Genomic DNA, 25,925 nt, shown 5'->3' with positions numbered 1-25,925 from the left:
ACATGACCTCATGTTCTCAGGCGACCAATGGCCGGGCTAGATTCGTGCCCGATATTCACTGGGCGTTAGCTCGAACCAGCGACGGAACGCGCGGAAGAAATTACTCGGATCGGCAAAGCCCAGCAGATAGGACACCTCCAGCAGGGTCAGGTTTGGCTGCGCAAGATACTGTTGCGCCAGCTCGCAGCGGGTGTCGTCGAGCAACTGCTGGAAACTGGTGCCCTCTTCCTGCAAACGCCGCTGCAGGGTGCGCTGCGACATGTGCAATGTTTGCGCGACAACTTCACGCTTCGGCTCGCCCTGGGGCAGCAATCGACAAATCACCTGGCGCGCCTGGTGAGTGACCCGACTTTCCGAGAACCTCGCCAGAAATTCGCCGGCAAAACGATCATGTAATTGCGCCAGCGACGGATTGGCCGTGGGCAAGGGCATTTCCATGTCGGCACGCTCGAACAGTAATCCGTAATGACTGGCATTGAACTCCAGCGGCGCTTGAAACACCTGCTGGAAGGGTTCGATATCCGCCGGCGGCTCACCTTGCAGAAGAATTCTGCGCGGACGAATCAACTTGCCGGTCATCCACCGGCAAAAAGCCAATGCATAGGCCAGGGACGCCTCCGCGCTCTGACGTGCCGGCGGCAGGCGATCACCATGGATCGCCAGCACCAGTTCATAGCCATCGGGGGTTGGCCTGAAGCTCAGGTCCGCGCCCTCGGCAATAATCCGTTGATAACGCACCAGCCGCGCCAGGCCTTCCTTGAGCGAACTGCTCGACATCAGCGCATAGCCAACCACATGAAACGAGGCGGGACGCACCACCTTGGCCATGTTCAGGCCAATGGCGGGATTTCCCGAGAGCTCGACGGCACGGGTCCAGAGCCGAGTCATGCCGTCTTGCGGAAACCGCGCATCCGGATCCTCGAGCAATGCGTAGTCGAGGCCAAGCTCGGGAAAGATCGAGCGACAGTCTACACCGCCCATCTCTAACGCCTGAACGATGCCTAAAGCCCAATTGGAAGATGTTGTGCGCTCACTCATTGTGGATTCTTATTCTAAAAGTTCGACATATAACCGCTAAGGAACCTCTGAAAAACTACTGCGCTCGATATTACTGCGTTAAAAAACTGCTCAAAATGCTCGTTTAGGCCAACTAGACTCCGCTTTTTCGCACTTTTTTGCCTTGTACTCTCGTCGCTCGCTACCTTTTTCAGAGGTTCCCTAAGCGTAACCGACTGCAATGGCGGGCAAGGATACTAATGTGGCACTTAATGTCACTGGTTGATCGTTGTCCAGCGCCTAGACTGTAAGCATTAGTGAGCCTGACTAAAAGAACAACAGGAGGCACGCCATGACTGCCCAAACGACTGACCGCTTTCACTCCTTTGCCGATTTCTACCCTTACTACCTGCAAGAGCACAGCAACCCTACCTGCCGGCGCCTGCATTATGCTGGCAGCACCCTGGTGTTGCTGATACTGGCCTACAGCTTGCTCAGCCAGCAATGGCTTTGGTTGCTGGCAATCCCCCTTGCCGGCTACGGATTTGCCTGGGTGGGGCACTTTATCTTTGAAAAAAATCGCCCGGCGACCTTCAAGTATCCCCTGTACTCACTGATGGGGGACTGGGTGATGCTCAAGGATGCCTGCACGGGTCGCATTAAATTTTAGTAGGGGCTCAGTAATGAATATGCATGCACGCTTTACCCATATGGAAAACGGCACACAGGACGACTGGGCCATTATCGCCAAGGACTTTCGTGCCTTTGCCGATCAGCTACCTGATCGCATTCTCACCCACCTCAAGCTGTTGGACGGTGACTTTGGCGGCTTCCCGGTTGATCGCCTGACCCATTCACTGCAAACCGCAACCCGCGCGCACAAAGATGGTCGCGACGAGGAGTACGTGGTCTGCGCCCTGCTGCATGATATTGGCGACACCCTGGGCAGCTACAACCATGCCGACATTGCTGCGGCCATGCTCAAGCCTTTTGTCAGCGCAGAAAACCATTGGATGGTCGAAAAGCACGCGATCTTCCAGGGCTACTATTTCTTTCACCACCTGGGCATGGATCGCCACTTGCGCGAGCAGTTCAAAGACCACCCGCAGTACCAGGCGACTATCGACTTTTGCGCCAAGTATGACGCCTCGGCCTTTGATCCCGAGTATGAATCCCTGCCGCTGGAGTTTTTTGAACCTATGCTGAGGCGCGTCTTTGCCCAGCCCAAAAACTCAATCTACCGTGATGCAAAATAAAGCGCTTTGACAACCGGTAATCCGCCAAAATGATGCATTCGTCATTGCAGCTTGGCGGGTAAGCTGCGCTTGGTTATGATCCCTGTTTGGCCGGAGCCGGTTAGTTCCAGGCCAATTAACGCCCAACTAGAGGCGTTCCTTTATCAGGGATAATTGCCGTACCATGACTGTCCGCACCGCTACCCTACCCAGCGTACTACCGGGGCCGGTGATGCGTGAATACTATTCGCGCGTCCTAGCCTACATCTCTATTGCAGCCAGTATTGCTGCGGGTACCTACGTCCAGTATTTTTCCTACAGTATTCTCTGGATTGTTCCATACGCCCTGCTTTATCCGCATTTGGCGCATCAGATTGGCCAATACTACAAGCGCCAGTACCCTGAAAAAGCCACCCAAGGCTTGATGATTGTCGACGCGATTCACTGTGGTTGCCTGGCCGCCCTGCTGAACTTCTCCCCGGTCCTGAGCCTGATGAGCCTGCTGACCCTGCTGTTCAGCTCCCTGGTTGTCGGCGGCCTGGCCAATATGACCCTGGTGCTTGTGACCACGCTGATCAGCACCTTGGCCTGCTCGGCCCTGATCGGCCCGAAATTCATAGGCCAAACCCCGACAGCAGTGTCACTGGTGTGCATTTTGTTCACCACCTTCCACATCACTATTACCGCGTACTTTGTCCACCAGCAAGGCTTGCATCTGGCCCAGGTGCGAAGCGATATCAGGCGCGAACAGGAAAAAGCCGCGCGCCTGGCCCGCAACCTTGCCAAATACCTGTCTCCGCAAGTCTGGGAATCCATATTCAGCGGCAAAAAGTCGGTGCGCCTGGAAACCCAGCGCAAGAAACTCACGGTATTTTTCTCCGATATCAAAGGTTTCACCGAGCTATCGGAGGAACTTGAGGCAGAGGCACTGACCGACCTGCTCAACACCTACCTCAATGAAATGTCGAAGATCTGCCTCAAGTATGGCGGCACCATTGACAAGTTCATTGGCGATAGCGTCATGGTGTTCTTTGGTGACCCCGCCAGCAAAGGCGCAAAAAAGGATGCCGTGGCAGCCGTTTCAATGGCCATTGCCATGCGCAAGCACATGAAGGTGCTGCGCCAACAATGGCGGGCCCAGGGCATCACCAAACCCCTTGAGATTCGTATGGGTCTCAATACCGGCTACTGCACCGTGGGTAACTTCGGGGCCGATACGCGCATGGACTACACCATAATTGGCCGCGACGTAAACCTGGCCAGCCGCCTGGAAAGTGCTGCCGAATCAGGCGAAATCCTGATCTCGCACGAAACCTACTCCTTGGTCAAAGACGTCATCATGTGCCGTGACAAAGGCCAGATCACCGTCAAGGGCTTCACCCGCCCGGTGCAGATTTACCAGGTTGTGGATTTCCGTCGCGACCTCGGCGCAACCTCGAGCTATGTCGAGCATGAACTGCCTGGCTTCTCAATGTACCTGGATACCAATGGCATTCAGAACTTCGACAAGGAGCGGGTGATCCAGGCGTTGCAACAGGCCGCCAAAGAGCTACGCGACAAGGTCATCATGTAGCCCCGCCAACAAAGCCGCCCATTGGCGGCTTTGTTATTGGCGGTACGTATCGCCAGCAGTCAGGCCAACTGCTGCTGCAACTCGGCATCAAGCCACGGTTGTTCTGCCAGGAACTCTTGTGCGCAGACCTGCCATGATTGACTGGCCGACTCAGCGGCACAGCATGCTCGGCTTAACTTGAGCGCCTGCAAGCACGCATGGCCGAGGTCTTCATGCATAAAGCCGGTGATGCCCTGTTGCAGCACATCAAGCGGCCCGCGCACGGCAAATGCGGCAACGGGCGTGCCGCAGGCCAGCGCTTCAAGCATGACCAGGCCATAGGTGTCGGTCAGCGATGGGAATACCAGCACGCTTGCCTGTTGGTATTCCCTGGCCAACTCTTCAGCATGCCGATAACCCGTAAATTCAACCTGCGGATACTGGTGCTGCAATGCCTGGCGCTGGGGCCCATCCCCCACCACTCGCTTGATACCGGGTAAATCCAGGCTTAAAAAAGCCTCAAGGTTCTTTTCCGGGGCGAGTCGTCCAACATAGAGAAAAACCGGATCGGCACCGACCTCCCGGGGTTCAAGCGGCTTGAACAGCCTGGGATCGACCCCTTTGCGCCAGAGTTTAAGGCGCTGTATCCCCCAGTTGGAAAACTCGCTGCGCAGGTGCTCGGTTGTCACCAGAACCGCCTGGCTGGAGCGATGAAAGCGACGCAGGTAGGCATAGCCCCAGCTCAGGGGAATCCAGGGGCAGCGTGTGCTCAGGTATTCCGGGTAACGGGTATGGATGGCACTTGAGAAAGCCAGGTTACGCTTGTCCAGCCAACGCCGCGCCGCCCAGCCCAGAGGCCCTTCCGTGGCCAGGTGTATGCAATCGGGCTGAAAAGCCCTGATTGCAGGTCCCACTCGCCAAAGATCCCAAGCCAACGAGATTTCCGGATAGGTCGGGCAAGGTATGGAGCGAAAGTCAGTCGGTGACAGCAGTTTTACCTCATGCCCCATGCCCCGCAACTCGCTCATCAAGGCCTGCAGGCTGGTGACCACGCCATTGACCTGCGGCGTCCAGGCATCACTGACGATAAGCACCCTCACGCGACAGGCTCTGCAGCCGCAGCGAGTTGTTGCGCCTGCCGCGCTTGATCATCAGCCAGGCGGTAGAGCTCGATATGCCCGTCAATGTGCTCGATCAGCGCGGTACAGGACTCGACCCAATCACCGCAGTTCATGTATTCCACATCACCCATGGGGCGGATTTCAGCGTGGTGGATATGCCCGCAAACCACACCGTCGAAGCCACGCTTGGCGCATTCATGGGTGATGGCCTGCTCGAAATCACTGATGAAGTTAACCGCGCTTTTGACCTTGTGCTTGAGATAGGCAGACAGCGACCAGTAGCCGTAACCGTAACGGCGACGCCAGTGATTCAGCCAACGGTTCAGGGTCAGGGTGAACTCATAGGCTGAGTCCCCCAGAAATGCCAGCCAGCGGTGATAACGCGTGATAACGTCAAACTGGTCACCGTGAATCACCAGCAATCGGCGACCGTCGGCGGTGAGGTGCTCGGCCTCGTCGACCAGGTGGATATTGCCCAGGATCAGCTTGGAGTAGCGGCGTAGAAACTCGTCATGGTTGCCGGTGACATAGACCACTTCGGTACCGCGCTTGCTCATGGTCAACAAGCGCCGGATAACGTTGCTATGGGCCTGCGGCCAGTAGACGCCGCTGCGCAGCTTCCAGCCGTCGATGATATCGCCAACCAGATACACCTTATCGGCCTGGTAGCGCTTGAGAAAGGCAGACAAGTGCTCCGCCTGGCAATCACGGGTTCCCAGATGGACATCCGAGATCCATAGCGTCCTGACACGTTGCTTGCGGCTTGGCTTGATCAACTGTGCACTCGTCATCCGGGCATCCTCAGGCAGAGTTTTACTGAGCTTGCGTGAGACCGGTGAACGCAATATGACGCCATGACTTCAATTCAATGACAGCTGCACGCTTGTGCACTGACTCGCCTGCCGGAGTACGCCGGGTACTGATAGAATCCCCAGACCTTAGGGGGAACACTGGTATGCATCCACTACTGTCACTGCGTCATTACAGTCACGACCTGCTGAGCCACAGCCACGATCACGCACAACTGGTGTTCGGCCTTAACGGCCTGCTCGAATTCCAGGCCGCAGGCGTCGGCAGCCGGGTGGTTCGTCAATCCGTGGCGATAGTTCCGGCGGCAACCGAGCATGCCTGTGGCAGCCCGGCTGGCAGTGACTGCCTGGTCCTGGATGTTCCCTCAGAGCACTGGCTAAAAACCCATCTGGGCGCCCATGCCGATGCCGGCCTGCGCCTGACCGACACCACCAGCTCCTTAACGTTGAATGATGCGCAGGGCCAACTGGTCAGCTGGTTGGCTGCCAGCCCGATCAACGACCCGGTGATCGCCGAGCAAGGCGCTGCATTGTTGCTGGCGAGCCTGCTGAGTGAACAATCCTGCGCCGCTTCAAGCGAAATTCGCCTGCCGCTGCAGGCAATAGATAAGTATATCCATGAGCACGCAGCGCACCCCTTGCAGGTGGCGGATCTTGCACGCCTGGCCGGGCTGTCGACCGCACGCTTTCACAGCCGCTTCCTGGCCGAAACAGGGCGCACGCCCATGGAGTATGTGCGCAATCAACGGCTCGAACTGGCGCGCCAGATGCTGCGAACCAGCCATCTTGGTATCGGTGAAATTGCTGCGCGGGTTGGCTACTCGTCACAAAGCGCTTTTGGCGCGGCCTTGTCACGCTACTTTGGCTGCAGTGCGCGCTCCATTCGCGCAGCGCAACAGTAGCGCGACAAAAATCGATACTCCTGCGACAGACGTCTGTCCTGCACCCCTCTAGAATGGCGCGAAATAAACCCCGGAGGCGTTATGCAGCAGATTGAATGGCAAGATTTTGCCCGTGTTGAACTGCGTGTTGGCACCATTATCTCGGCCGAACCCAACAGCAAGGCAATCAAGCCTGCGTACGTGCTTGAGGTTGATCTGGGCGAGCATGGAATCAAGACCTCAAGCGCGCAAATCACCGCTCACTATCAGGTCGATGAGCTGATTGGCCGCCAGGTGTTGTGCGTCTGCAATTTTGCGGCAAAGCGCATTGCCGGGGTCCGCTCGGAAGTATTGGTCACGGGTGTTTACGACGAAGAGAACAAGGTGGTGCTGGCAAGCTTTGACAAGCCAGTCGCCAATGGTGCTCGCCTGGCATGACTGAACGTCAGGCGTTATTCGCCATTCACCTGGGCGCCCTGATGTTCGGGCTTTCAGGCATTTTCGGCAAACTAGCCACGACCTCGCCCCTGAACATATCGGCCGGCAGGGCCGTGTTTGCAGTGCTTGCGCTGGCCCTGTTTGCACAGCTGTCGAAGCAGTCCCGTGGCATGCGTCCAAGCGCGCGGCAACTGGGTCTACTGGCACTTGGCGGACTGCTGCTCGGTAGCCACTGGATCACCTTCTTTGAATCGGTAAAGGTTTCCGGCGTCGCCATCGCAACGCTCGGCTTCGCCAGTTTTCCTGCTTTCACCGTACTCCTCGAAGGCTTGTTGTTTCGCGAACGCACCCGTGGTCGAGAGTTCTTGATGGTTGGCGTGGTCTGCCTCGGCCTGATTCTGGTGACACCCGAGTTCAACCTCGGCAGCGAGGCCAACATCGGCCTGTTGTGGGCGGTGTTATCAGGCTTCTTGTTTGCACTGTTATCACTGCTCAACCGCGCCAGCACCCAGGGCCTGGACCCGGTAAAGGCTGCGTTGTGCCAGAACCTCACCGTGATGCTGTTGTTTATGCCGCTGGCTTGGCAGCAGCTTCCAGAAGTTACACTGGTCAACTGGTTCTGGCTGGCGTTGTTGGGCGTGTTCTGCACCGGGCTCGCACACAGCTTGTTCGTTGCCAGCCTGCGGGTGATAAAGGCTCGCACCGCGGCAGTGATCTTCGCCCTGGAGCCGGTCTACGGCATTGCCTTCGCATGGTGGTTGTTCAGCGAGCAGCCGAGCTTGCGCATGCTCGCAGGCGGCACCTTGATCATCCTGGCGATAGTTGTATCTGCACGAATGGCCAAATAGCCCACCGCTGCCGACGCCAAGGCGACTCTTCAGTGGATCTTGCGATCATCGTTATGACCAAGATCGCGCTGGGGATCGAACTGATCACGCACCCGTTGCTTGAGCACCTTGGCCTCGGGAAAGCCCCCATCGGCTTTGCGCTCCCAGATCTGCACGCCGTTGCAGACAATCTTGAACACACCGCCGGTTGCGGGCTCAAGCGTCACTTTTGCCAGGTCATCGGCGAAGGTCGAGAGCAGTTCCTGAGCCAACCAGGCGGAGCGTAGCAACCACTGGCACTGGGTGCAGTAGGTGATGGTGATTTCAGGTTTGGCGCTAGGCATAGTGGTTCTCAACTGTCACGGACAGCCCATGATAGCGCGTGCTCGCCTGCTTGATCTGGAAATGAGTCAAGCAATTTTGGCCAACAGCTTGCGGGCCTCCTGCTTTTGCTTGTCATCACCGTCATTAAGCACTTCGTTGAGTATATCGCAGGCACTTTCGATACTGCCTTGCTCGATATAGGCCAACGCCTGATTGAGCTTGAGCATGTTGCTGGCATTTGTGTCGAAATCAGACAAATTGTTGAGATTGGCAGGCGAACGGGGATCATCTTCAAACCAGGCCCCAAGCGCAGCGTCGTTTTCTGCCGTCAGCGCGGCGAACTCATCGTCATCATGGGGCAACTCTTCAAGGCTGGGTAGATCACGCAAGTTTGTATCTATATCCACCTGCTCGGGTGTGGCCGGCTTTGCCTTGGTTTTGGGCGAGAACGGGCTCACCAGATCCCAGTCTGCATCCAGGGACAGGTCGTCAAGGTTGAGCTGATAATCATCCGCCGGACTCGGCGCTGGCGCCAAATCGGCGGGCTCATCAAGCTCCAAAGCATCGAAATCGAGCTCTTCACCATGTAACTGCGGATAACGCGCATTGAGTTGGTCAATGCGCTCAGGCGCAAAGCTGCTCTGGCGCAACAGCGCTTCTTCTGCCTGGTAATGCTGTGCATCGCCTTGCAAGGCCAGGACCTCAAGCAAGCGAAAGCGAATATCGTGACGCTCAGGATGAGCCTGCAAGGCCTTGCGCAAAGCACTGACCGCTTCGGGGTAGCGACCGTAGGTTATGTAGATATTGGCAGCCTCAATGGCGTCCACCGGCAACTTCTGACGACTGGCCGCAGGTGCAGGTGCAGGTGCAGGTGCAGGCTCAGTAACCGGGGCTTGAGCATTGAGTGCAACCGGTTGGAAAAGCGGTTCTTGCGGCTTCTCCACACTGGCCACGGCGATTGCAGGCGCTTCAGGCGCTGGTGTTCGCTCGCGTTTGGAGCGCCACAACAGCGCCAGCAAGCCAGCAAGCAACAAGGCGAGCAAGCCATAGAGGTAAGGCATCCAGTCAGTGGGCTGCTCAACCGGCTCCACCGGGGCTGGCGCTGTCACCTGAGGCTGACCACTGGTTTGCGGCGCAGGTCCGGCGTCAAGCTGAGATTGCAGCTCGGCGAGCCTCTGGTCCTTGGCCTCGACCTGGGTTTGCAGCGCCTGCACCTGCGCCTGCAACTGGGAAATGCTCTGCTGCAGCTGCAAGCTCAGGTTCGACTGATTGGCCAGCTCGAGATCCAGGCGCTGCTGGATCTCGGCCAAGGCCTGAGCATCCGCCCTGTCTCCAACCACTGCAGGGGCGACCTCCGCACTGCCAGCGCTGGATGGCTGGCCACTGGCAGCATCGTCTTGGCTTGCACTAATCGCGCGTTGATTCGAGTTGCTGTTGGGTGATGATCCTGCCTGGCTGGTATTTACAGCGCTGTCGGGCAAGCGCAAATCAACGCCTGCCTTGAGTCGATTGATATCACCATTGGCAAACGCCTGGGGGTTGAGGGCATAGATATCATTCATCAGGGACTGCTGCGAAGCATTGCTGCCTTGATCACGCAGTTGTGATGCAATCTGCCACAGGGTATCGCCACTGCGCACCTGGTGGGCCTGGCCGAGTGTGGCGGCGGGCATGACCTTTGGCGGCGTCGGACGTACAGGCTGTGCAGGCGCAGCGGCAACGGTCGAAGTCGAGCGAGTGCTGTACTGGCTGCTTGGCGCAGGTGAAGCCGAGCCATAGATCGAGGTAATGGGTGGATCAAGCAGTACGGTGTACTCACGCAACAACTGGCCGTTGGGCCGTGAGACTTCGACAATAAAATTCAGGTAGGGCTCGCGCACCGCCTGGCGCGAAGTGACCCGCACAATACTGCGCCCGTTGCTCAATACCGGGGTAAAGCTCAAATCATTGAGAAAAACAAAACGCTCGACGCCTGAACGACTGAACGCCTCCGCCGATGCAAGCTTGACCTTGATTTCGTTGGCGCTCAGATCACCCACCTGGAGCAGCTGGATATCAGCCTCGAGAGGCTGGTTCAAAGCCGAATGCAGGGTTATTTCACCAAGTCCAAGTGCCGGGGCAAAACTCGAATACAGTGCTGAGCTAGAGGCTAGGCCGATTAATACATGGCGAACTCGAGACATGGATACTCCTAACGCTTAACAACCCAGTATCCGCCACAAGCCCAGTGCGTAAGCACCATTCACAGCGGATCTGCCTGTAGTTGTAGAACTTCGTTCGGGAGTAACGTTCCATGTGCAACCCGGCTGCAGCGAAGTATAGCCATTATTCAAATAGCCAGCCTACAGGGGCCGGGGCCTTTTTTAAGGCAAATAGCCATCACCCATTCGAAGCAATGGCCACAAACCCTGCAGGGTTAATTAAGTTGATCGAGATCACATTCCTGCAAACGAGCGCAGTTTTTATCAGCGATGCGGCTGATGCAGGCTGATTTAGCGCCGCTCCAGGTTGCTCAATATCTTGGCATGGACCTGCTGGCAGCGGTCCAGGTCCTGCTCATCGATTCCGGCAAAGAGCTCTTGGCGCAACTCGGTGGAAATTGCTTCGATTTTCTTGATCAAAGGTTCAGCTTGCGGGCTGAGGGCAATTTTCTTGGCGCGACGATCTTCGGGCACGGCCTGGCGACTGACCAGGCCCTGGGCTTCCAGGCTGTCCAGCAGGCGCGCCAGTGTCGGCCCTTCGACGCCAACGCTCTGGGCCAGTTCGCGCTGGGTTGGCAACTCATCGAAGCGAGCCAGATGCAGTAGCACCAGCCAGCGCGCCTGGGAAAGGCCAAGGCCGACAAGGCGCCGGTCGAGCTCGGCACGCCAGGCACGGGACATTTGCGCAATTTGCATAGCAAAACGATGTTGGTCTGATGACGACATGATGGAACGGCTCTTATAACTATAAAAAACTAATTATTAGCGAGCTAATCATAACCTTGGCGCCAGAGCAAGGTTCATATCGGCCAATGACTTACAAGATATTCCAAAGCGTGCACCAAGGTCCAAAAATGTCGCCTTTGGGCTACTCAAGCCCACCTTCGAATTCGGCATGCAATGCCGCACGCACGCAGTGCAGGACACCCTCTTCGACCCGTCCGGAGAGCAAGGCGCTAACTTCAGCAGCAGTCGGCAACTCGCCATCGCCGCTCAAAAAGGCATCTTGCACCTCGCCCAACAGGGCTTCTGGAATATCCAGGGCTTGCTCAAGGGATAACTGCTGGCGACCTATGGCTTCGGCGAGCATGCCATAGACACTTTTAGTGCCGCATTGCAGTTGGTTGGCAATCTGTTCCGGGGTCATGCCCGCCCGTGCCAGGCTAACCAGCTCATGACGCATGTCGGTTACCACTCGCGGCGCTTCAGCCTTGCCGCCGAGCACGTCCAGGAAAGCCGCACCGTAACGTTCAAGCTTGCGTGCACCAACACCACTGACCTGGGCCATTTCACTCAGGCTGCCAGGTTTGCTGCGAAGCATTTCAAGCAAGGTTGCATCAGGGAAAATAACGTAAGGCGGTACGGCGTGTTCCTCGGCAAGTTTGCGCCTAAGCGTACGCAGCGCTTCCCACATTTCACGCTCTTCGCCCCGCACAAGCTGGCTGGCGGCGCTGCTCGAAGCCTTGGCGCTTTGCTGGGGCTTGAGGTCGCGACGCAGCTCAAGTTGCACTTCGCCACGCAAGAGCGGCCGGCAACTCTCGGACAGACGCAGGCCGCCAAAGCCTTCAAGATCGACATCCGCCAGCCCACGCGCCACCAACTGGCGGAACAGTGAACGCCAATCCCCTTCAGCCCGGTCCTTGCCAACGCCAAATATGGACAGGTGCTGATGACCCAGACTACGCACCTTATCGTTATCACGCCCCAGCAACAGGTCGACCAAGTGGCCCACACCATAACGCTGCCCGCTGCGGTAAATAGCCGACAATGCCTGGCGCGCCGGCTCGGTAGCATCCCAGGTTTGCACACCATCGATGCAGTTGTCGCAGTGCCCGCAAGGCTTTTCCAGGACTTCATCGAAGTAACCCAACAGCACCTGGCGGCGACAGCGCGTTTCTTCACAAAGGGCCAGCATGGCATCGAGCTTGTGCTGCTCGATTCGCTTGTGGCGCTCGTCACCATCGGAGTTGTTGAGCATTTGCTTGAGCAGCAATACGTCTTGCAGGCCGTAGGCCATCCACGCATCGGCGGGCAAGCCATCACGCCCTGCCCGCCCTGTTTCCTGGTAATAGGCCTCAAGGGATTTTGGCAAATCCAGGTGCGCAACAAAGCGCACGTTGGGTTTGTCGATGCCCATGCCGAAGGCAATGGTCGCGACCATGATCAGGCCTTCCTCATTGAGGAAGCGCTTTTGATGGTAGGCGCGAAGCTCGCTGGGCAAACCGGCGTGATAAGGCAATGCCGGGAACCCTTGGGCACTGAGAAAGGCTGCAACCTCATCGACTTTCTTGCGCGACAGGCAATAGACAATACCGGCATCGCCCTTGCGCGCCGCCAGAAACCCCAGCAATTGCTTGCGTGGCTGCTCCTTGGGCACGATGCGGTAAAAGATATTGGGCCGGTCAAAACTCGACAGGAACCGCTCTGCATCCTGCAGGTGCAGGCGATTGATGATTTCTTCGCGGGTGCGCATGTCTGCCGTCGCCGTCAGGGCGATACGCGGCACCTGCGGGAAATACTCGGCCAGTTGCCCCAGCTGCAAGTATTCCGGACGGAAATCATGCCCCCATTGCGATACGCAATGCGCCTCGTCAATGGCAAACAGGGCAATTTCCAGGCGCTGGAGAAAAGCCAGCATGCGCGGCTGCACCAGGCGTTCAGGCGCCAGATAAAGCATCTTGACCTCGCCCCGGCGAATCCGGTCGGCAATATCGCGCTGCGCATCGCTGCTCAAGGTCGAGTTCAAGGCGACGGCTGCAACCCCGAGTTCATCAAGGGTTGCAACCTGGTCATCCATCAAGGCAATAAGAGGTGAAACCACTACTGCCAAGCCGTCACGCATCAATGCAGGCACCTGGAAGCACAACGACTTGCCGCCGCCGGTCGGCATCAGCACCAGGGCATCACCGCCGCTGGCCACACGTTGAATAATCGCCTCCTGACGGCCACGAAAGCTGTCATAGCCAAAGATGTCTTTGAGGATGCGTTGTGCCGCGTCTTGCATGAAAGGCCTCCAAATCGAGGTCGGCATTATACGCACGTGCTCGACTCAGAAAATTTCGCATCTGTAATTTGTCGAAGGTTAAGCCATGGATAGAGGTCAAAAGCGCATGCCAGAGGTGCTTTTCGGGCTTAAATACGCGTTATATCAATGATCCGGATCAAATAAACCAGCGAATAGCGCCCACCACCCCGCAAGCGTTTATGCATGGGTTAGACTAGAGCTATGGCCGCTGCGCGCTGTCTAGACTAGAATCCAGCCTCGTTTACTTCTTCAAGGTAGCCCTACGATGTCCTTTGCCGAGCAACTGTCCCGCCTGCAAGCCTTCCTCGATGCCGATGAGTTGCACGAAGAAGCCCTGGACTACGTCGCCGCCCATGGCTACCTCACTGCCCTGTCGATTTGTACGGAACAGGTGCCGGAGCGTGAGTGGATCGACGCCCTGTTTTCTGAAGCACCTCACTATCGCAGCGATGCCGAGCGCGAAGAAATCGAAGCCACGCTGGTGCTGCTCAAGGCTCATATTGCCCGCCAGTTGGCGAGTGACGACGAGCCGGAAATGCCTTGCGAGCTCGATCTGGGTGAAGACCCGGATGACTCGGACCTGCGCGGCTGGTGCATCGGTTTCATGGAAGGCGTGTTCCTGCGTGAATCTGTCTGGTTCGAAGACTCGGAAGACGAAGTCAGCGAGTTGCTGTTGCCGATCATGGTCGGCTCCGGCTTGTTTGACGAGCAACCCGAATTTGATGAAATCGCCCGTGACCGCGACTTGGTAGACAGCATGGTCGAGCAGATTCCTGAACTGCTGACCGCACTGTTTCTTCTGTGCAACGCCCCCGAAGAAAAACCGGCGCTGCTCAAGCCGCGTCACCACTAATCCTCTGCCGTCCGCATGACGGGTAAGATCAAGCACAACCCTGCAGTTCGCTACGCCCTACTGGCCATAGGCTGGTTGAGCGTAGCGCTCGGGGTGATTGGCATATTCCTGCCCGTCCTGCCCACAACCCCCTTTCTCCTGCTGGCTGCCGCCTGCTTCATGCGCAGCTCCGAACGCTTTTACCATTGGCTGGTCGATCACCCAAGGCTGGGGCCCTGGATTCGCGACTACCTGGAAGGTGAAGGCATTCCGCGCAAAGCCAAGATCTACTCGATAAGCCTGATGTGGCTGAGCATTGGCCTGTCCTGCTACCTGGTCCCGATGTTCTGGGCCCGACTGTTTATGCTGACCAGTGCGGTCTGCGTGACTGTCTATATCCTGCGCCAGAAAACCCTGCCAACACCGCCTTGCCCCAAACGCTAAATAGTCAATCCGTGTGAAACCTTCGGCAGGCAAGCTTCGCGTTGCCACACCCGCATGCCCGTAGGGTGGAAGGCGCTTCACCCTTCCACCAAGCATTCAACGCCGATATTTCGCCGTGCCCTTTGGCGGGCAGCTGAGCGTTGTCACACCCACATGCCGTAGGCTGGAAGGCGCTTCACCCTTCCACCAGCATTCAACACCGATATTTCGCCGTGCCCTTCGGCGGACAAGCTTCGCGTTGTCACCGCCAGGGGTGTTTTTCTGAGGCACAAAGCCATTACTGCACCTAGACTTTGAACGACCTCCAGCGAGTCGTTGCAGATGCAGCCATGCCCGTCCAGCACCTTTGCCCTGCGTTTCAGCCACCTATGGCTGGGCACGCTGGTCTTTGCCCTGGGTTTAGCCACCGCTGCGGCCAATTGGGATTTCGCCCTGATCATCCACAATGCGCAGGCGCGCTATGGCTCCCTGGGCCCCGCCGAACAGCGCCTGCAGCAGTGGCAGCAACTGATCGAAAGCAATCTGCAAAGCCCCGAGAACCAGCAATTAAAAACGGTCAATGCATTTTTCAACCGGCAACTGCGCTTTGCCGATGACCGTCGCACCTGGCGCCAAACCGACTACTGGGCAACGCCCGTGGAGTCACTGGTCAAAGGCGCTGGCGACTGTGAAGACTACTCCATCGCCAAGTACTTCACCTTGCGCCGTCTTGGTATTGCCAGTGAAAAATTACGTATTACCTACGTCAAGGCGCTCAAGCAAAACCAGGCGCACATGGTGCTCACCTACTACTCAAGCCCCAGCAGCGAACCGCTGGTACTCGACAACCTGATTGGCGAGATCCAACCGGCATCACAGCGCAAGGATCTGCTGCCGGTTTACTCATTCAACGCTGAAGGTGTCTACCTGCCAGGCTCGAACAGCAAGAAGAGCGACACCAAGAAACTATCGCGCTGGCAGGAACTGCTCAAGAAAATGCGTACGGAAGGCTTTGCCATAGGCGAAGGCTAGGAGACCCCGATGTCATTACTAAAACAACTGTTCATCGCCATTTGCCTGTTCCTGGTGGTGGCATTCACCGGCAGTTTCATCAGCGGCATGGAAAGCTCGCGCGAACAGTTATTGAGCCAGTTGCGCTCGCATGCACAGGATGCCGCAACCGCACTCGGACTGTCGTTGACACCTCATATCGATGACCCGGCGATGATCGAGCTGATGGTCAGTTCGATATTCGACAGCGGCTACTACGCGACAATCCGGGTGGTCAACATTGCCGACAACAGCGTGATTGTCGAGCGGCGTACCACCACGGCGCCAGAGAATGTACCGGCCTGGTTTGTCGACCTGGTCGACCTGACTCCGGAAGGCGGCGATGCCTTGATCATGCGCGGCTGGGAACAAGCTGCACGGGTTGAGGTGCTCAGCCACCCGCAATTCGCCCTGACCAGACTCTGGGACAGCGCCATCGGCAGCCTTGGCTGGCTACTGGCCTGCGGACTGGTTAGCGCCGTACTCGGCGGATGGTTGCTGCGCACCCAGTTGCGACCGCTGGACGATATGGTCAAGCAAGCCCAGGCCATCACTCGGCGCGAGTTCCTGAGCATGCCCAAGGTGCCACGCACGCCTGAACTGAAACGTGTGGTGCTGGCCATGAACCTGATGGTCGAGAAACTCAAGAACCTGTTCGCCGAGGAGGCTGCGCGCAGTGAAAAGTTGCGGGAAGAGGCCTACCAAGACAGCCTCACCGGCTTGGCCAACCGGCGCTTGTTCGACCTCAAGCTGGCTCAGCAGCTAGAGGTCTCCGAGCAGAATACAGACGGTTACCTGATGCTCTTGCGCGTCAATGACCTTGGCGGTCTCAACCAGCGTCTTGGCGGACAGGAAACCGACAACCTGATCCAGGCTATTGGTCTGCAACTGACCCAACTCATGCAGCAGCACCAGGCCAGCGGTTGGCTTGCATCCCGTAATCGCGGCGGCGAATTCACCCTGCTCGCCCCCAGTCTCAGCGCCGAAGACGCCGACAAGCTAGCCCTGCAACTTAGCGAACAACTGCAAAGCCTGCACCAGACCGGCGCCAGTGACTGCAACCCGGTGGCGCACATGGGTATTGCCGCCTATCGCCCGGGAGAAAGCCCGGGCACGGTTATCGGCCGTGCCGACCAAGCGCTCGCACAGGCGCAAAGTAAAAAGCCGGAACAACCCTGGGAGCGCCTCGATGACTTCAACCTGGCAACGGGCCAGGGTATTCACGAATGGCGCCTATGGCTCGACGAAGCCTTGACTGGCGAGAAGATCCAGCTCTACTTCCAGCCGGTGAGCCGGTGCGACGACACCCGCCAGTTGATACACCAAAAAGTTCTTGCGCGATTGCTCGACCAGCAAGGCCAAGCCATTACCGCAGGACGCTTTATCCCCTGGATCGAACGGCTCGGCTGGGCGGCAAGATTCGACCTGGCCATGCTTGAGCACAGCCTCAACCATTTGCGCCTGCACCCCGAGCCACTGGCCCTGAGTTTATCCGCTGCCACCCTGCGCGAGCCTGAAAGCTGGGCCAGGCTGCTGGATGTGCTTAAACAGCATCCTGAACAGGCAGCCTTGATGACTCTGGAACTGGATGAACGTCACTTGCCCTCGGCACCGGAGCTCGAAACCCTTGGCCAGCAGATACGCGCGACGGGCTACCAGCTTGGCCTGCAACACTTTGGCGGACGCTTCAGCTTGATCGGCAACCTGACCAATCTTGGCCTGGCCTACCTTAAGGTTGATGGCAGCTATATTCGCGCAATAGACCGGGAAAGCGATAAGCGCTTGTTTATCGAAGCCATCTTCCGCACGACCAACAGTATTGACCTGCCGCTGATTGCCGAGATGGTGGAAACCGAGGCTGAACTCAAGGTGCTCAACGAACTGGGTATCGAGGGTGCCATGGGTCGCCTGATTGGCGCGCCAAGCCCCTGGCAGGGTTCATAATGCGGAACTCCGGCGGGTGACATTTTTCACCCAGGCTTGGTTATCGCGCCCAGGGCTTGGTGGACAAGCTTCGCCTTGTCGCACCCTACGCAAGGGGTTCATCCTGTAGGGCGGACAGCGCTTTTCTGTCCGCCATTTGCAATAAAAAACTTGCTGGCATAACCATTTCTGGCGGGCAAGCTTCGCATTGTCGCACCCTACGCATCGCCTGTAGGGTGGAAGACGCTTCAGCCTTCCACCAGCTTCCGCCGTGGCCCTTGATGAGCGAACTGAGCATTCGCAGCCTAGGGAATGCGCTCGTCCGCATCACCGAGCAAGCCACTCAAGCCATCCAGGGTGGCCCGTGCCTCTGCGCGAACATGCAGCTTGCGTCGCGCCGCCTCGGGCAGGTCGGTGTAGCGGATAACACCGCGGTCGACCAGTACCGTGACCAGGTCTTCGAGTACGCGCACCATTTCCAGGTCTGAGCGCTGTAAGTCAATCAGTCGATTATTCAAGGCATGGCTGGCCAACCAGGCCTGTACATCAGGATTATCTTGCGGCAAGGTTTTCGTCATGCTCGTAAACGGCTCTTGTTCAACACGCAGGATTCGTTGTTTCTCATCAAGCTGAACATAAACCATGGCATTGCCTCGTGCAGCCCCGAAAAAGCCCGCCAGCCTTGCAGCTGACGGGCCTTATTAAGGTTAGACGCTGTTTACAAAACAGCACCCTGCCAGGCAGGTGGTTTCAGGATACCAGCGTGTGGTTATCCAGCATGTTTTGAATAATGCTCGCGCTATCCCCTCCGGAGAGCGTGACATTGGCCAAGGTTACCGTCTGATCGATGCTCCCTGGATCTGCTACCTGCCCGGTGCTGGAGATGTTGATATGCGTGTCGCTGCCGCTCGGCGCAAAACTCAAATACGCACTGAGTTCAGCCGCACTGCTGTGATCAACCACGCCAACCAACAGGGATGACAGGTCCAAGGCATCCCCATCAGCCATGTTGAAGTCACGCACCACATCATGGGAGCCGCTGTCTCGGTCAGCACTGTTCCAGACAAAGGTATCCGCCCCGGTTCCGCCAAATAGCTGGTCATCGCCGATACCGCCAATGAGCAGGTCATCACCACCCTGGGCAAACAGCCAATCATTGCCACTGCCGCCTTCGAGCAGGTCATTGCCGCCAGAGTTGGGTACTGAAGCCCCAAGGGCCAGGGCATTGTTTTCGATAAAGCTGATCAGTTGCGCCTGACTCGGCGCCGTACCGCCGTTGACATCGGTCAGGTGGCTGACCAACACCTGGAAGCTCGGCGCTGTGGTTTCATAGCCTGCAATCCAGGTGGTGTTAAGTGCATCACCAAAGATCAGGTCATCGCCTGCACCGCCGACTAGATGATCATTACCCAATGGCGACAAGGCTCCCGGCGTTACATGCCCAGGGTCGAGTGTTGCCAAGAGCTGGTCAGCTGTAAGTACGATCTCGGGCTGGCCAACCTGCGCGTGAACAGTACCGCCCACAACATTGGTGCTGACATTGCCGGTGAGCTGGTCGGTATTGTCGAAGTAACGCAGCACGTCGCTGTTGATACCCGAGCCGATGCCAATTGCATGCAGCTCGGCACGGCCCATCAGGACGCTTGCGTCATCCAGCGCACGGGTTACGTCATTGATATTGACGGTACTGCCGGTATCGCTGTTGTCACCGTTGTAGGTTGTCGGGTCCCCATCGGTCAGGAAGTAGGCCAGGTTTTCATAGTGATTGCCCTCGATACTGGCAAACCATGCATTGGTGGTTTTGAATGCCGCCTCATAGTTGGTGCCGCCATCTGCGGTGACCCTGGCCAAGGCATCATTATTGCCACTTAGCGCCGCTTGCACATCGTCCAGCGTTCCGCTGAGCAGTATCGATGAGGTCGAGGAAAACACCACCAGGGCGATATTGATATTGCCCGGGTGCGCATCGAGCTTATCCAGGAAGGAACGCACTGCATCCTTGAGCAGGCTCAAGCGGCTGCTGTAGCCTCCGCTTCCATCCGGATCGTCGGCCATGCTGCCTGAACGGTCGAGGATCAATGCGATGTTGTAGTTTTTCGCAGGGTCGACGGTTGGCGCACCTGCCCCGCCGATATCGCCCACCAGGGTGTCATTGCCACCCACACCCGCAATCAAGCCCTTGCCGTCACTGTCAAACGGGCTGGCGATAAAGTGCGGCGTGGTCGAACTGCTGGCCCCAGTGCCAAAGTCGCTGGCATTGTTGCCGACCACCAGCACCGATTGGTCGCTGCGGATACAGATATCCAGGTTGGCGCTGCTTGGATCGCCATCACCATCGACCACTGTGTAGGTGAATTGCTGGGTAACCTGGCCGGTTTCTCCAAACACCAGGTCGGCATTGGCCACAAAGCTGAAATCCCCCGCCGCGTGGCCAGCGGAGCTGTCAAGATAGATAGTCAGCTTGCCTGTGGCAGTGGTCAGGGTCAGTTTATCGGTAGCTGCATCGTAGCTGTATGTGACCAGGCCAGCCCCGCTGCTGATGATGCCATTGCCAGCTGCATTGAGGCTGAAGGTTTGCGTGCCAACGGTGATCGACTGGATATGGTCGATGCCATCGGCGCCCGGTTGATCGTTAGCCAGCACATTGCCCGAGACATCACCGCCCACGCCAGCGAGATCGGCCAGCGTCGCCGACAGGTTCTCCGGCGAGGTGTTGATCACCATATTGCTGCTGGAGATTTGTTGCAGGTAGGAACCGCTGAAACTGATGCCAACCGAATAGGCCTGGAAGTTGTTGGTCGCCGGGTTGCCATCACCATCGATATCGCCAATGAAGTTGCTCCAGTTGTGGTTGATCCAGTTGGTCAGTGCTTGGCCGGTTTTGCCCGCGGTGGGTTCGCCATCGGAGATGAAATACAGCTTGTTTTGCTGTGCGGGGTCGGCACCAAATGCCGCCAGATCATTGCCGATTTCTGTTTTAGCAACGCCCAGTGCGGCCTCATAGTTGGTGTTGCCGCTCGCACTCAAGCCCTGCACCTTGGCCAGCAAGTCGATATAGCCTTGGTCAGTGGTCGATGAAAAGCTGTAGTCGCCAATCTCGGATGCCGATCCGGCAAAGGCAATCAAGTTTATATGAACCGCAGTACCCAGTTCGGCATAGGCAAGTGCAAGGTTGGCCACGGCGGCCTTCAATGCAGTCAGCTTGGCGCCTTGCATGCTGCCGGAGACATCCAGCACCAGGGTCAGGTTCACCTCTGGCAGCGCTGATTGAACAATGCAGGCTGGCTTATCATCAACGGCGGTCGGCACATCGTCGATCACCGTCACATCCAGCGTTGCGCTATCAGTATCACCATCGAGGTCGGTAACCTTGATGGCAAACTGCTCGACAATGGTGTTTTCGCCATTGGCCGATGGATGCATCGACGGGTCTTGCAAGGTATAGGAATAACTCACAGTACCGCCGGCAATAGTGCCGGTGAAGCCCGTGATATGCAGAACGCCGGCCGGGCTGTCGATAGTCAAAGGAGCACCCGGCGTAGCGCCTTGCAGTTGCGCAAAAGTAAAGCTGTTGCTGCCAATCTCAATGCTGGATATTCCATCGCCCGCAGTGATGGTGAAGGTGCCGCCATCACTGAGCAGCGCTGCATTGGGTGAGCTGCCGTTGGCCAGGTTTTCTTCGTTGAAGCTCAGCTCGCCGCCTTCTACATTCAAGCCTTCTACCGTCACTCCCGTGTCGCTGCCGACAATCTTGATAGTCAGGGTTGCGGTTGAAATATCACCATCGAAGTCACGCATGGTGTATTCGAGACTCTGGCTGATCTTTTGCCCGTCGGCCAGCGCGATAGTATCTGGATCGCTGTTGTCGAGGGTAAAGCTGTACTCACCGGTGACAGGATTCAGCACCAGGGTGCCGTACTTGCCCAGCTCGGCCATGGCAGCGCTATTGAGCGTGTTATTCCAACCGACGAAGGCTTTGCCGCCGTCATTGCCTGCCTGGTCGTTGGTCAACACAGAACCGGAGGCGACATTGCTGGCATTGCCCTCGACCAGGGTTTGCGCACAATCGTCGATCGCCGTTGGCGCGTCGTCCCTGAAGCTGATCAGCTTGCCCAGGTCCAGGGTGCTGTCTACCGAGTCGCCATCATTGTCGGTTGCGGTTGCGGTCAGGTGGATCAGGTCGCTGCCCAGCACCTTGACTTCATCAGGGTCGCTGCTTGGGTGAACGATGGCCCGCACCTGATCAAGGGTCACGACACCCGCCGCGCTTACGCTGACAGTGAACACCAGGTCACCAGAACTGGTACGCCCCTCGACCTCGCCAGCGGGATTCACCGAGAGCAGCACCGCTTGGTTACTCAGCGAGTCGACCAAACCAGAATCAACAATGCCGGATACAGGGTCGGCAATGCCCAGCGAATATTCCAGGCTGCGCAAGCCATCGGCACCGGCTTGAACGTTGAAGATGCCGCTGAAGTCACGACTGACATCAATATCAAGACGTGTTTCGTCGACCTGTAGTCGCCCACCCCAAGTGACCGAGGTGCTGACGTCGTTGTAGTCGAAATCGGAGCTCAGTGTCTGGTCTTCCCAGTTCTGGTTGCCAGGGTCCGCGGTATCCTGCAGGTGTGCCCCGCCCGGATTGAGGGTCGCATCACTGAACAGCACATTGGCGCCATCGGCCCCGGTCAGCGCCGTACCACCGAGTTGGGCCTGCCATTTACCGTCAACCAGGGCGAATGTCAGCTCGGCGCCGTCGGCCAGGCTCGCATTTGCGCCACCGTTTGGAATGATAAAGAAGCCAACATCTTCAGGGTTCAAGCCATTCAAGCTGGCGGTTTGCCCCGGATCCACATCCTGAACGTTTGCCCAGATCACCTTGCCTTGCGCCGGTGTTCCATCCGGATTCTTGACGTAGTAGCCATAGCTGTTGGCATACCCGGCATCACTGCCGTTGAAGGTCACGAACGAGGTATCGGCAATCGCGCTTTGTTCGATCGTTGGGGTGTCATCGTCGATGGTGACTTGCAGGGTCTTGGTCACTGCATCCGAGTCGCCATCGGTGACGGTGAAGTCGATGTTGAGCAGCGCATCATTTTCTGCACCGCCCTCTGCATGCAGCACCGGCTGCAACAAGGTCAGGGTATAGGCGCCAGTCGCAGGGTTGAGCACCATCGTAACCAGATCACCCCGTGAGGAAGATAGGGTCAGCGTGTTGCTGCTGGCATCCCACTTCGAGACAACATCTTCATTGCCCAGCTTGTCCGGGCCGCTAAGCACCACTGACTTCAAGCCATCGGCGCCTGCGGCATAACTGAGCGTGCCACTGACGCTGGTGGCGGCGTCCGGGGTGTCGCCAACGCCTCCGTTGATCCCGCCGTACAAGCCTTCATCATCAAGGATCAATGGCGCAGTCGAATTTTGCGCAACTGGCACATCATCCTCGATATTGATGGTGAAGGTATTGGCCGCGAATCCGCCGGCCAGCGGGTCGCCATCGCCATCGGTAGCGCTGAGAATGCCCGAGAAGTCGATGCCCAGCCCCGGCAGGGTTTCGGCATCATTGCCATCGGCTTGCGGATGATCAATAGGGCCTTTGAGCACGAATTCGTAGCCGCCGCCAGCACTGACACTCAGGGTGAAAATCGTATGGCCATTGGCGCTGGCGGTCAGTGTATTACCGGAGAAGGAATAGCTCAGTGCCGTGCCTTCACTGGTCAGGTTTTGCGCCAGCAGCGATGCGGTCTTGCCGTTCAACGAGAACTCGCCCGGACCATCGGCACCGAAACTGACCAATGCCTTGAGCACGCCATCCGCGCCCTGTGCTGTGACTGTCTGGCCGCCTTCGGCATTGCCTTGGTAAGGCGCGCCATTGGCGCTGAGCAACGCATCTTCCTGCACGCTACCACCGACCACCGGGCCGTTTTCGCTGCCGATCAGGATCGGCACGTCATCTTCGATATTGATGGTGAAGGTATTGGCCGGGAAACCGCCAGCCAGCGGGTCGCCATCGCCATCCGTCACCCCGAGCGATGCAGAGAAATCGATGCTCAGAACCGATTGATCCTCGCTGTCATCGCCATCGATGAGCGGATGGTCAATCGGGCCCTGGAGCACAAAGTCATAGCCGCCGGCAGCAGTCACCGTAAGGGTAAAGATCGGATGGCCATTGGCGCTGGCAACAAGGCTATTGCCGACCAGAGCATAGCTCAGAGGCGTGCCTTCGCTGGTCAGGCCCTGGGCATTGAGTTGGCTGACATCGGCCTTGAGGAAAAACTCGCCCGGACCATCGGCTCCAAACTTAACCAGGCTGCCAAGCAGGCCTGCATCACCATGGGCGGTGACCGTTTGCCCACCCTCGGGATTGCCTTGATACGGCGCACCAGCCGATGTTTCCAGCGCATCTTCCTGGACGTTGCCATGCACCCCAAACGGCTGAGCGGCAGCAAGTGACATGCGTCCTGCATCCTGGTCGCCTTGAGGCCCGGCAAATACCGGCACATCGTCTTCAATGTTGACGGTAAAGCTACCGGCCGGGAAAGCCGTTGCCAGGGAGTCACCGTCGCCATCGGTTGCTGTGATCAGCGCAGAAAGATCGAGCGGGAAGCTCAGCAGCTCATCGTCGTTGCCATCAGTAACCGGGTGGTCGACAGGGCCGCTGAGGGTGAAGTTATAGCTGCCGTCTGCGCCCACCACAAAGGTGAAAATGGTTTCGCCGTTGGCCACTGCGGTCAAGGTATTGCCCACCACGCTGTAACTCAGGGCTGCTCCGCCCGAAGTCAGGCCCTGGGCAGTAAGCGAGCTGATTGCCGCGCCGCTGTTCGACAGGCCAAATGAGCCAGCACCGTCGGCACCGAAGTTGACCAGCGTATTGAGCGTACCGGGCGCGCCCGAGGTGACATTGGTGGTGCTATCGCCATCGGTATTGCCCTGGGCGGTTTCATCTTCATCGACAAACAGGTGAATCTGCGCCGCCTCGCCCACCGCAGCAACAGGCCCGTCGTCATTGACCAGCACGTCCAGGGTTGCGATTGGGGAAACATCGCCATCCAGATCAGTGACCCGTACGCTGAAACTCTCGCCGACCTGATCATCAGCACCTGTTGCGTTCGGATTGGTGTGATCCAGGGTATTGGCGCTCAGCACGTAGTTCCAGTTGCCGTTGGCGTCAATCGTGAGCACGCCGTATTGGCCTTGTACTGTGCCGCCTTGGGTAACATTGACCCAATTGCCATTGACATCCATTACTTCAAGCGCCGAGACGCCATCACGGGACTCGACCACCAGCTTGCCACTGGCTTGCTCGCCATTACTCGCCGGGTTGGTGCCCTGGACCAGGGCGGATTCCTCGACTATGGCCGGGCCGGCAATTACGCTGCCGACAAAGTCCTGGTAGTCCACGGTGACCACAGGCGTGAAATCAGTCGGTTCCGGCTCTGTAGGCGGCACCACGACCGGAGGTTCGACCGGTGGCTGGACCACGGGTGGCTCAGGTGTTTCAGCAATCGGCAACCGTGGGTCGACCTCAATGTCGGGATCGACAAATTCAGGGCCGTCGTTAAAGCCTGCAGTAGGAAAACCCAGCTCAGGATCGACAGAGCCACCGACCGCATCCAGCAACACAAAGCTGTGCCCGCCACCAACACCTCCCGCGCCACCAGAGCTGCCGGGGCCAGCTGCGGTTGCTTCAGCCTCCTGAGTGGGGTCGACACCAGCCTCGATCGCTGCCTGCAGTTTTTCAACCTCGGTCAAGTCATTGGCAGTCGGCGCCGGGGTGTCCTGCTGCGGCGCGTTAGAACCCTCCCCGGCCTGGGCGAGCATCTGCTCGGACAGCGCCAGGCTGCTGTCACGGCCCAGGGTCAGCAGCTCGCCATTGCTCAGCTTGACCGCCAAGGCGCCGGTAGCACCGGTATTGATTTGCTCCCCTGCGAACAGGCGATCGCCTTCAACCAAGGGGCGCCGTGAACCGTTGCTGGCTACAGCGAATACTTCGCCAACTACCTGGGTTACTACACCAATCAACGTCGCCATGGTCTCGTCCTCATCTACGGCAGCCAGTGTTCAACCGGCCTGTTTCGTTGACGACGAACACACAGATTTCGGGTATCGAGCGTTGCAAAAAAACAGATTCAAATGGCGCGGCAGGCAATCATGAAAACGACATGCCAAAAAAATGTCGCATAAAGATTTGCCTGCCACGTCCATCTGAATCAACCCCGCCCTAATACTTGTTTCTTGGTATTCGTCTTAGCACTCAAGTTCCAGAAAATGCGCCAAACCCATTATTT

General features: G+C 57.7%; 19 protein-coding genes. 10 read left to right on the top strand and 9 right to left on the bottom strand.

Annotated features, from left to right (window positions below):
* Positions 1-36: 36 nt before the first annotated feature.
* Positions 37-1,038, bottom strand: a complete 1,002-nt coding sequence (locus CHB79_RS03485) for an AraC family transcriptional regulator (RefSeq protein ID WP_089358894.1) — start codon at positions 1,036-1,038, stop codon at positions 37-39.
* A gap of 310 nt (positions 1,039-1,348) precedes the next feature.
* On the opposite strand from CHB79_RS03485, the gene CHB79_RS03480 reads away from it, so the two are divergent.
* The 3 genes from CHB79_RS03480 (at position 1,349) to CHB79_RS03470 (ending at position 3,804) form a co-directional block, all read left to right on the top strand.
* Complete coding sequence (locus tag CHB79_RS03480; protein WP_010483242.1) at positions 1,349-1,666, top strand: Mpo1-like protein; 318 nt, start codon at positions 1,349-1,351, stop codon at positions 1,664-1,666.
* Between the two features lie 13 nt (positions 1,667-1,679).
* Entirely contained in the window at positions 1,680-2,252 is a 573-nt protein-coding gene (locus CHB79_RS03475; protein ID WP_010483241.1) for an HD domain-containing protein, read from the top strand.
* 211 nt (positions 2,253-2,463) lie between these two features.
* Positions 2,464-3,804, top strand: a complete 1,341-nt coding sequence (locus CHB79_RS03470; protein ID WP_010483239.1) for an adenylate/guanylate cyclase domain-containing protein — start codon at positions 2,464-2,466, stop codon at positions 3,802-3,804.
* Positions 3,805-3,863: 59 nt separating this feature from the next.
* Here CHB79_RS03470 and CHB79_RS03465 read toward each other — a convergent pair whose 3' ends face one another.
* Positions 3,864-4,883: a glycosyltransferase family 4 protein gene (locus CHB79_RS03465; RefSeq protein ID WP_010483237.1), complete on the bottom strand. Its 1,020-nt coding sequence runs from the start codon at positions 4,881-4,883 to the stop codon at positions 3,864-3,866.
* Entirely contained in the window at positions 4,880-5,695 is an 816-nt protein-coding gene (locus CHB79_RS03460; RefSeq protein WP_010483235.1) for a UDP-2,3-diacylglucosamine diphosphatase, read from the bottom strand. The genes CHB79_RS03465 and CHB79_RS03460 overlap by 4 nt, the downstream gene beginning before the upstream one ends.
* A 164-nt stretch (positions 5,696-5,859) precedes the next feature.
* On the opposite strand from CHB79_RS03460, the gene CHB79_RS03455 reads away from it, so the two are divergent.
* From CHB79_RS03455 to CHB79_RS03445, 3 genes are all read left to right on the top strand, one after another.
* The gene (locus tag CHB79_RS03455) at positions 5,860-6,615 is read left to right on the top strand and encodes an AraC family transcriptional regulator (protein ID WP_089358893.1); all 756 of its coding nucleotides are present in this window, start codon (positions 5,860-5,862) and stop codon (positions 6,613-6,615) included.
* An 81-nt stretch (positions 6,616-6,696) separates the two neighbouring features.
* The gene (locus CHB79_RS03450) at positions 6,697-7,032 is read left to right on the top strand and encodes a tRNA-binding protein (protein ID WP_089358892.1); all 336 of its coding nucleotides are present in this window, start codon (positions 6,697-6,699) and stop codon (positions 7,030-7,032) included.
* Positions 7,029-7,880 carry a DMT family transporter gene (locus CHB79_RS03445; protein WP_010483228.1) on the top strand — a complete coding sequence of 284 codons (852 nt, stop codon included), beginning with the start codon at positions 7,029-7,031 and terminating at the stop codon, positions 7,878-7,880. Before CHB79_RS03450 ends, CHB79_RS03445 begins: the two co-directional genes overlap by 4 nt.
* 29 nt (positions 7,881-7,909) lie before the next feature.
* On the opposite strand, the gene CHB79_RS03440 is transcribed toward CHB79_RS03445, so the two are convergent.
* The 4 genes from CHB79_RS03440 to recQ all read right to left on the bottom strand — a co-directional run bounded on the left by CHB79_RS03440 (position 7,910) and on the right by recQ (position 13,388).
* Positions 7,910-8,203, bottom strand: a complete 294-nt coding sequence (locus CHB79_RS03440; RefSeq protein ID WP_010483227.1) for an Rdx family protein — start codon at positions 8,201-8,203, stop codon at positions 7,910-7,912.
* Positions 8,204-8,269: 66 nt separating this feature from the next.
* Positions 8,270-10,366 (bottom strand): motility hub landmark protein FimV, encoded by a 2,097-nt coding sequence (locus CHB79_RS03435; protein WP_089358891.1) that lies wholly within the window; start codon positions 10,364-10,366, stop codon positions 8,270-8,272.
* Positions 10,367-10,675: 309 nt separating this feature from the next.
* On the bottom strand, positions 10,676-11,110 hold the full coding sequence (locus tag CHB79_RS03425) for a MarR family transcriptional regulator (protein ID WP_010483221.1): 435 nt from the start codon (positions 11,108-11,110) through the stop codon (positions 10,676-10,678).
* Positions 11,111-11,252: 142 nt separating this feature from the next.
* A complete protein-coding gene (recQ, locus tag CHB79_RS03420; protein WP_010483219.1) occupies positions 11,253-13,388 on the bottom strand; it encodes a DNA helicase RecQ in 2,136 nt (711 codons plus the stop codon).
* 286 nt (positions 13,389-13,674) lie between these two features.
* Between recQ and CHB79_RS03415 the strand changes: the two genes are divergently transcribed.
* The 4 genes from CHB79_RS03415 to lapD all read left to right on the top strand — a co-directional run bounded on the left by CHB79_RS03415 (position 13,675) and on the right by lapD (position 17,658).
* Positions 13,675-14,262, top strand: coding sequence for a UPF0149 family protein (locus CHB79_RS03415; protein WP_010483216.1), 588 nt, complete (start codon positions 13,675-13,677; stop codon positions 14,260-14,262).
* 15 nt (positions 14,263-14,277) lie between these two features.
* Positions 14,278-14,685: a YbaN family protein gene (locus CHB79_RS03410; RefSeq protein WP_089358890.1), complete on the top strand. Its 408-nt coding sequence runs from the start codon at positions 14,278-14,280 to the stop codon at positions 14,683-14,685.
* Between the two features lie 321 nt (positions 14,686-15,006).
* On the top strand, positions 15,007-15,696 hold the full coding sequence (lapG, locus tag CHB79_RS03405) for a cysteine protease LapG (RefSeq protein WP_089358889.1): 690 nt from the start codon (positions 15,007-15,009) through the stop codon (positions 15,694-15,696).
* A 9-nt stretch (positions 15,697-15,705) separates the two neighbouring features.
* Complete coding sequence (gene lapD / locus CHB79_RS03400) at positions 15,706-17,658, top strand: cyclic di-GMP receptor LapD (RefSeq protein ID WP_089358888.1); 1,953 nt, start codon at positions 15,706-15,708, stop codon at positions 17,656-17,658.
* A gap of 284 nt (positions 17,659-17,942) precedes the next feature.
* Here lapD and CHB79_RS03395 read toward each other — a convergent pair whose 3' ends face one another.
* Together CHB79_RS03395 and CHB79_RS03390 are read right to left on the bottom strand one after the other, a co-directional pair.
* Entirely contained in the window at positions 17,943-18,281 is a 339-nt protein-coding gene (locus CHB79_RS03395; RefSeq protein WP_089358887.1) for a tryptophan synthase subunit beta, read from the bottom strand.
* A gap of 106 nt (positions 18,282-18,387) precedes the next feature.
* Positions 18,388-25,668, bottom strand: a complete 7,281-nt coding sequence (locus tag CHB79_RS03390) for a retention module-containing protein (RefSeq protein WP_089358886.1) — start codon at positions 25,666-25,668, stop codon at positions 18,388-18,390.
* Positions 25,669-25,925 lie beyond the last annotated feature (257 nt).

The sequence above is a fragment of the Pseudomonas segetis genome (genome assembly GCF_900188155.1).
Classification (GTDB): Bacteria; Pseudomonadota; Gammaproteobacteria; order Pseudomonadales; family Pseudomonadaceae; genus Aquipseudomonas; species Aquipseudomonas segetis.
The sequence above is the reverse complement of the archived record's forward strand: the minus strand, read 5'-3'. Positions and strand labels throughout refer to the sequence as shown.